The 8084-nt window shown below is 30.9% G+C and carries 5 protein-coding genes; all 5 read right to left on the reverse strand.

From position 1 onward, the window contains the following. Positions 1-79: 79 nt before the first annotated feature. Positions 80-1345: a dynamin family protein gene (locus C6H25_RS07475; protein ID WP_104748810.1), complete on the reverse strand. Its 1266-nt coding sequence runs from the start codon at positions 1343-1345 to the stop codon at positions 80-82. Then, positions 1346-3493, reverse strand: coding sequence for a dynamin family protein (locus tag C6H25_RS07480; RefSeq protein ID WP_104748811.1), 2148 nt, complete (start codon positions 3491-3493; stop codon positions 1346-1348). Next, complete coding sequence (locus C6H25_RS07485; RefSeq protein ID WP_104748812.1) at positions 3493-5133, reverse strand: dynamin family protein; 1641 nt, start codon at positions 5131-5133, stop codon at positions 3493-3495. The genes C6H25_RS07480 and C6H25_RS07485 overlap by 1 nt, the downstream gene beginning before the upstream one ends. A gap of 336 nt (positions 5134-5469) precedes the next feature. After that, positions 5470-7116, reverse strand: a complete 1647-nt coding sequence (locus C6H25_RS07490) for a methyl-accepting chemotaxis protein (RefSeq protein WP_324761428.1) — start codon at positions 7114-7116, stop codon at positions 5470-5472. 347 nt (positions 7117-7463) lie between these two features. Further along, positions 7464-8084: glycosyltransferase family 25 protein (locus C6H25_RS07495; RefSeq protein WP_199768957.1), on the reverse strand; the 621-nt coding region annotated here is incomplete at its 5' end.

Here is an 8084-nt window from a genome sequence, read left to right on the forward strand (position 1 = left end):
AAATGGCATTAAATTAAGCTTGGATTTTATCATAAAATGCCTTTGGGATTAAATAACTAAAACTTAACTTTTATCCTATTCATACTATGTTATGGGTTTTTTTACCAGGCATTATGCAATCATACCCATTCAGTTTTTCCAAAATAAAAACATGATTTCTATTGTCAAAGTAATTCAAAATTTTAGCAATTCTTAAAGAAAGCCCTAAAATTTTTTCGTTAATTTTTTTAAGTAATTGTTCTTTTTCTTCAATAACATCTTTAAGCTTTCTTATCTCTTTTTCAATTCCCTTATGAACATCAGTATTTAGATTATCAAAATTTTCTTTAAAAAGTCTATTTCTTAAATCAAACAAAAAGTCTAAATGGTGGCTTAAACTATCTATTTCCTTTTTAAAACAATCTTGATGATAAAAAATAATTCTATTGACAATCTCAAGCAATTTAATACTTGAATCTTTGGATTTATCAAATGATTTTAAAAATTTTTGGATTTTTTTTCTAGGTCTATAAAATTTTTTAGTTTTGGCATTTTCTGAACTATAAGCTATTATTCCCTCATGCTTAATATTTTCCTTATCTAATACATCTCTAATAGTAGTTTTTATTTCCTCTAATTCTTCTAGAGATTTTTTATCTGATTGATTTAGGATAATTAAAAGAGTTATGCTATTACCCATATCCAAGCTTCTTAAAAACTCAATATCACCCTTTGGTAAAGTTCCAGATTCTGCGTTCACTACCCATAAAATAATATCTGTATTCATTAAGATATTTTTAGAAATCTCGCTGTCATTCTGTGCGAACCTTAACTTAGATGGATTATAGCCGGGCGTATCTAAGAAACATAAATTTTCATAATCTATAGGGGCTTTCAAAGTCAAATAGGGCATAAGAATTTTTAAGTCAAAACCAAGCTCTTCTAAAAAATCATGATTGATTTCCACATCAAACATACTCAAATCTATAGACCCTTTTTTAGAATTCCCTAACAATTTTTCAGTTTCAGAATATGATATACAGGTAGGAATTGCAGTGGTTGGGGTAAAATCAATAGGAAGTTTAATTTTACTTTTTTGCAATAAAAAACTATTGATAAAAGCTGATTTTCCCGCACTAAATCCCCCACCAACTGCCACTATACACTTATTCAAACAATAAGGAGTCATTATTATTTGTTCAATTTTTTGCATTAGAGATTTTATAGCCAACATGTCCAAACTAATTTGCTTATTTTTTGCAAATTGATAATAATCCTCTAAATCTTGATGATACTCATTAATATTTTTTTCTAATTCTTGCTCATATTTAGCATTTAAAAGGTTTTTGATAAAATCTGTTTGCACTCAAAATCCCAATAAAGCTTGCATATTTCTTTTTTTATTTTCCAATTCTTTTATTCCCCTTTCTTTATCACTAATCAAATTTTTTAAATCATTAATCTCGCCCTCCATTTTTTCACAAAAATTACTAGCAAAATTTTGACAAGAAAGCGTTTCTTTTAATTTAGAGACAAATGTTTGAATATCGTTATGCACCAAATCTTCAAACCTATTTGTATAGTCATAAACATCATTGATATAACATTCAGCATCATACCCCTCAAGCGTTCCTGTTTTACATTTTATTTCATCTGGTATATTATCTCTATAATCAAAGGTATCAAATTTAATACAAGAAATTACACCCAACAACATCGTTTTGTATAAATATATATCAAAATCTTTTCCCAAAACATTTTCTATAACACCTACAATCTTGCTATTCAATTCTTTTTTAAAATCTGTTTTTAGGGCGAAAGCCTTATCTCTAAGAATTGTTTCACAACTGTGATTGGTATCTTTCAATGTTTCAAGAACACTGTTAGCGTTAATAGTGGTAATATCTTTTATCTCTTTAAAGAACCACCACCCTTCTTCAACCTTTTTAGTATCCTTAGATTCCATTGATTTTTTATTAGCTTTCTTTATAGAGTTGTTTATTTCTTGTTCCATATTATCTTGAATGTCTTTTAAAGAAAAATCAAGCAATTCTTGATATTCAAGCTCTACTTCTATATTCAGCTCTCCTATCTTTTTAGAAAGTTGATTTATTTGCTGTTCTAATTCTTCTAAATTAGTAGTTTGCACCTTTTTAATGCGCTCATCTAAATACCGAATGATTTCTTTTGTCCAATCATTCAAATTCTTTGTTTGTGTTTTTAGATAATGCTCTAAATTCTGTTTAGCAACTTCTTCTTTTCTCTTTCTAACCCCATTAATTTTTTCTAAAATAGGTTGCATATTGGCTAGTTTTTCAAGTGTCTTTTTTGAAGTTTTATCATCAAACGCACTAGGGTAATATTTTTTAAGATTCTCTAAACTCAAATCAGCATTTGAAGAAGAACTTTTATAAAGAGAATAGCACACTGCGGAACTACATATTACGCCCCCTTCGCTAATTTTTATAAACACTTCATTTTGATTAAAAGAAAGTGTTTTTTGAAAATGCTTTTTTAATTTTTGCTCACAATTTTTTAAAGCCTCAAGAATATCGCCATTAGCTTTGTCTTTAACTTCCGTTCCGCATAGCACTTCATCTATTTTACTAGCAATACAATAAATTTCAAAAATTCCCTCTCTATTAGAAACTCTATCAATCAAGGTCATATCTTCATTACTCAAAAATTGAGAGCTAGGACTAACAATAAACACCACATCGCAATCTTTTAGCAACTCCTTAGTGCGTGCCTCTCTTGAAACAATAGGGTCATTCACACCCGGAGTGTCAATGACTTCTAAATCTTTCAAGCTCTCATTATTTGCACTTATAGTAAGCGATTTGGCAAAAGGGGTGTATTTTCCATTAGCACCCACATATTCTTTAAGCTCATTTGCTAAATCTTCTAAGCTTTTAATTTCTATTTGCTTGTATTCTTCGCTAGGAGAAGTCCCATTTGACATTTTTTCAAACTGCTCATAGTTAGCACACAATCTCTCGTAATTCTTAATTTCTTTTAAAGCTCGTTTTTTTGCCTTTTTTTCAATCTCTTCATTATTCATTCCTCCTAGCTTACTGTATTCATTGTTAGATTTCTTTAATGTTTCTTTTTCTTCTTCTGTTAATCTGCTTAATTCACTTAAGTAATTCTTATGCTCTTTTTCTAATCTCTCTTTATCTTTTTGAGTATAAAATTCTACGCTCGCACTCAACTTATCACCATACACCAATTTAGTAAGACTTGCTGTCATAGGCGTTGCCGCTTTAGGTAAGACATCTTTGCCCTCAAAAATTAGAGCGTTTAATAGCGAGCTTTTGCCCGCTTTCACTCGCCCTATAATGCCAACTTTAATCAATCTAGATTCTTGTTGCTTGCTTTCAATGGTCTCTTTTAACTGCTGACAACTTGTAATACTAAGCTTTTCTTTATATAACTCAGCGTTATCGCTTAAATTGTGTTTTTTAAGCGTTTCTTCAATTTGAGAAAATTTATCTAATAACTCTTGTGCGTTCATTATCTATCCTTTAAGTATTGTTGTTCTAAATTGCATAAGGCACTAATCTTATTTTCTAAGATTTGTTTTTGGGTTTCTAAATCATTGAGATGTTTTTCTTTCTCATTTTGAGCGAGTGTGATTTCTTGTTTTTTATGAGAGATTTCTAATTCGCATTGCTCTTTTAAGGCTTTTAGAGAGTCTTGTAAATATTTTTTAAAAAGCTCACATAAATAAGGTTCACACTCAGCCTTTATTTGTGGAATGATTTCTCGAACAATTTTTTCTTCTATCCTTTCTCTTTCTTTTTGTTCATTTATTAAAGCATTTGGCAAATACTTAGATAATTTTTTTAGAAATGGCTTAACAACAAGTATAATCCAACCCAATGATTTAAGATAAATATTTGGGTTTTTAGTTAAAAGCTTGCCCAAAAGACCCAGACCAGTTTCTACTGCAGTATCCAAAGCACAAGACATATCTTTATAAAAAATATGCTCAAGAGATTGAAACTCATTACTAAAATCACGCAAAAATGAAATATTGATTTCTTTGATTTTATCTTTGGTGCTTTTAATTAAGCTTTGTTGCACAATGCTTTCTAGCTCGCTCTTAAAGGTATTGGAATTGTTTATTAAGGTGGCTAAATAAGACTTTTTGTTTTTTAGTGCATTTTCCATATCTTCTAAAATATCTCTCACAGCCACACTAGAATATTCTTCTTCTAAATTAGCCCTTAATTTTTCATAAGTGCTTTCAATGTTTTTGGTGCTTGACTCTAGGGCTTGCAATTCTTCTAAAGCCTTTTCTTTAGAGTAATCAAAGCTTTTAATCACGCTTTTTAGACTATTTTGTAATTGAAAGTTTAAAAATTTCAATCTTTTTAAATACAAATCGCTAAAAAGCTTTTCGGTATCAATCATGCTTATAATTTCTAAAAGGGCGTTATTAGTTTTATTCGCACAAACAATATTAGTTGTCAAGCCAAAGTTATCTTGTAATTGCTCTTTGATATAGCTAGAGAGTTGCTCCACCTCTATTGGCGTTCTTAGATTGGTTTTACTTAACACAAAGCTAAAACCCTTGCCTACTTCTAAAATATTTTCTAATTCTCTTAGCATGCGTTTAGTGAGATTGCCCTCTTCCACACTTGTAAGAATAACAAAATACACGCCCCTTGCTAGATATTCTAAAATCGCTTTGGTATGGTTGGCATTAGGGCTATCAAATCCGGGCATATCTACAAGCACTAAAGGGGTGCTATTTTTTAAAGCCTCATTATTCAAATAGACTTTAAGATACGAATAATGAAACGCATTATCCTTAATTCTTTCAAAACTTTGCCCGCTCAATTCAAGGCTTTCAAACTTTTCATTATTTTCCAAAAACGCCTCTATGCGTTCATTCGTGCTATAGTGTAATTCTGTAGCCAAAGAAGTTTCAGGTGTAATGGCAGTTGGCAAAATACTTTGATTTAAAAAGCGATTGATTAGCGAACTTTTTCCCGCACTAAAATTCCCCACAATGGGTATAACAAGCTGTTGTTTTTGAATGCTTTCTAAAAGAGTAGAGCATTCTAATTTATCAATCTCCACTTCTTTTAGAACTTCTAAAGTTTGCTCTAAAAACCTTATAAAGTTTGTTTGTGTTTGTAAAGACATTGCAAATCCTTTCTTGTATTAAAATTGATTAAAAAATAAATAAGGTATAAAAATCCCTTTTAAAACCCGCTTTTATATGGGAACAAAGCTAAATAAATAAAAGGAATAAAAAAGCTGATTAGAGAGAGAGAGAGAGAGAGAGTTGGAATTTTTGATAATGGCTCGCATTTCTTTCATTCTGTTACCTTCTATAGATTTTATCAGAGCTATTGTAGCTAAAAAACGCCAATGTTAAAAAACAAAAAAGAGAGTTAAAATAAAAAGCCAATTAGCCCCTAAAAAGTCTATAAACCAAAAACAAGAAAGCCTAAGCTTGCTTATTTTAAAACCTTATTTTTAAGATTTGAATTGATTAATGGTAGCGTCTAATTCATTAGTGGCATTACCAAGATTAGTGGCAACTTTCATAATCGTAGCGGTTTCTTCTGAAGTTTGGATATTGATTTTTTCAATATCTACGATTTCTTCAGCGATTTCAGAAAGATTACGCCCGGTTTCTACAAAAGCATCAATGGTAGCGTTAGCATCTTGAACTACCATGCCTAAATCTTGTCCCATTTGGTCAAATTGCTCCTGCACTCCTAAACTCACCTCGCTTAAATGCTCCATTTTTTGTGAATTAAGCGTCATTTGCGCTGAAACATCGCTAATTTCTTGCACAATCACTCCAATAGTAGAATTAATTTCACTTAAAGATTTTTGAGTGCGTCCGGCTAGATTTCTCACTTCATCAGCTACGACTGCAAAACCTCTTCCATGCTCGCCTGCTCTTGCAGCCTCAATAGCTGCGTTTAAAGCTAATAAGTTAGTTTGGTCAGCAATATCATTTATGATATGCAAAATTGATTTCACATCATCAGCATTCTTGCTTAGTTGCTCCACTTTTAAAGAAAGTTCTTCTTCAGTATGGGCTGCATCACTAATTTGTTGGAACAAGTCTGTAATAGAAGCGTTAGTCTCATGGATAATGCTTTGAGTGCTAGTGAGATTCTTTTGGCTGTCTTGAGCCTTTTGCACAGAACTATTCATGCGTTCATTAATGGTTTGAGTCTTATCTTTAATCGCGCTTATCATCACATTGCGCTCGTTCATGCCCGCTGCTGTAGCGCTAATGCTTGTGCTTAACACACTAGCCATTTCTTTATTAGCATCACTATTTTTCTTAATGACATTCACAAAGGATTGGATATTTTCCACAAACGCATTGATTTGAATATTTGCCTTGCCAATTTCATCATCAGCATTAATGATTTCAATACGCTTGGTTAAGTCCTTGTCCCCTTGACTAAATTCATGGATATTTTCAGACATTTTAGACAAACGCTTGATAATCGTATAAAACACTACTAAAGCTGCTAGAACCACTGCAAGAATCACAATCCCTACAATATAGATAGACACTCTTTCAGCACTTTTCATAATATCTTTTTTCGCCATCACTTCTAAAGCGCCAGATTGCTTTAAAATATCCGAAAAATAAGCCGTAACAACAATAATCATATCGCTTGTAGGGTCATATTTACTATAAGCAACTTTAGGCTCTGGCACACCGCCTGCAGCCTTTGGCATTTTATAATAAGTGTAGCCACCGCCTTTATTGGCCTCTTCTACATAGCCACGCACATAATAAACATTATCTTCACTCTTAGCATCTAAGCCGCTTTTACCTACTGTATCGGGGTTAACTGGGTCAAAAAGCACCACACCTTTTTTATCCACAGCCACCATATAAACCATGCCTTTAGCGTTATTGATTTGCTTATAGTAGTTTAAGGTAAGCTCTAAAGCCTTTTTCTTGTCATAACTCGTATAGTAGTTATTAATCGCATGCTCAATAAGCCATTCTGTATAAGCAAGGCTATTTTTTCTATTTTTGACATTTTGATTGTCCACTAGCGTGATAAAATCTCTTATCAAATTGTGTTGCTTATAATTAGTAACGAATATAATGATTGTTCCTAACAATGTCAAAGCCAAAAACACAATCCCAATTATTTTAATCCCTAAGCGCATATATCCAATTCTCCCATGTGAAATTTAAGATTTTATTATCATTGACAAATACAATCATAGATTTTAATAACCTAAAAAAGTTAACGGATTATTCTAGCATAAAAAAATAATATTTCATTATAGTAATAATTTTATTTTCTATTTGTATTTTAATCATTAAAAAACAATGATTGGTATATGGAAATAAGAAAAAGTGAAAGATATTTTTAAAAACTGCGGTTTTATATGACAACAATATTTTAAAAGTTTAATAATAATTCTGTTTAAAAAAATAAAGTTATTATTTATAATTATTAGTTTTAAATAAATTAATAATATTAATTAGATTGTAAATAATTATACTTTTTGTAAAAATTTTTAAAAGTCTTTAAACGCTTTCTTGCATTTAGACTATAATAGAATAGATTCTTAAAATATGATTTTTTAGGAGGCTTGGGTAAGGCAATGCATTCTGAAAGCTTAGAAAGATTTTGATTGCAAATATTGCTATCTAAAGAATGTTCATTTAAGGATAAAGCACAAGGCACATAAGTCAGATTAGCAACATCATGGTAAGTGGGATTATCCATAAACATATCTACTGGTTCTATGATTTTAAAACGCTCAGTAGCATCTATAAAAGTTTTTGCTCCTTTAGGAGCGAGATAGTATCCTGCTGTAGTACCAATGTACACACTTGTAAGGTAAAAATGCTTTAAAAAGAAAGTTTCTTTTTCATGTTTTTTAAAATAGTTCCTTTGATAACTTTTTGTTCTTTTCTGAAGATAAGAAACAATGCTAAATAATGAAAAGTGCAATATTTTATTGCAAACATTATATAAAGAAAGATGTAAAATCCTACTGAAAATATTAGCTAAGAAATTTTTCTGAATAGATAATTTTTTATTAAGATTGGGGGGGGGGGGGTGGTCTCTTATACATATTCCCGACCCCACGAA

The organism is Helicobacter cetorum (assembly GCF_900198405.1).
Taxonomy (GTDB): domain Bacteria; phylum Campylobacterota; class Campylobacteria; order Campylobacterales; family Helicobacteraceae; genus Helicobacter; species Helicobacter cetorum_C.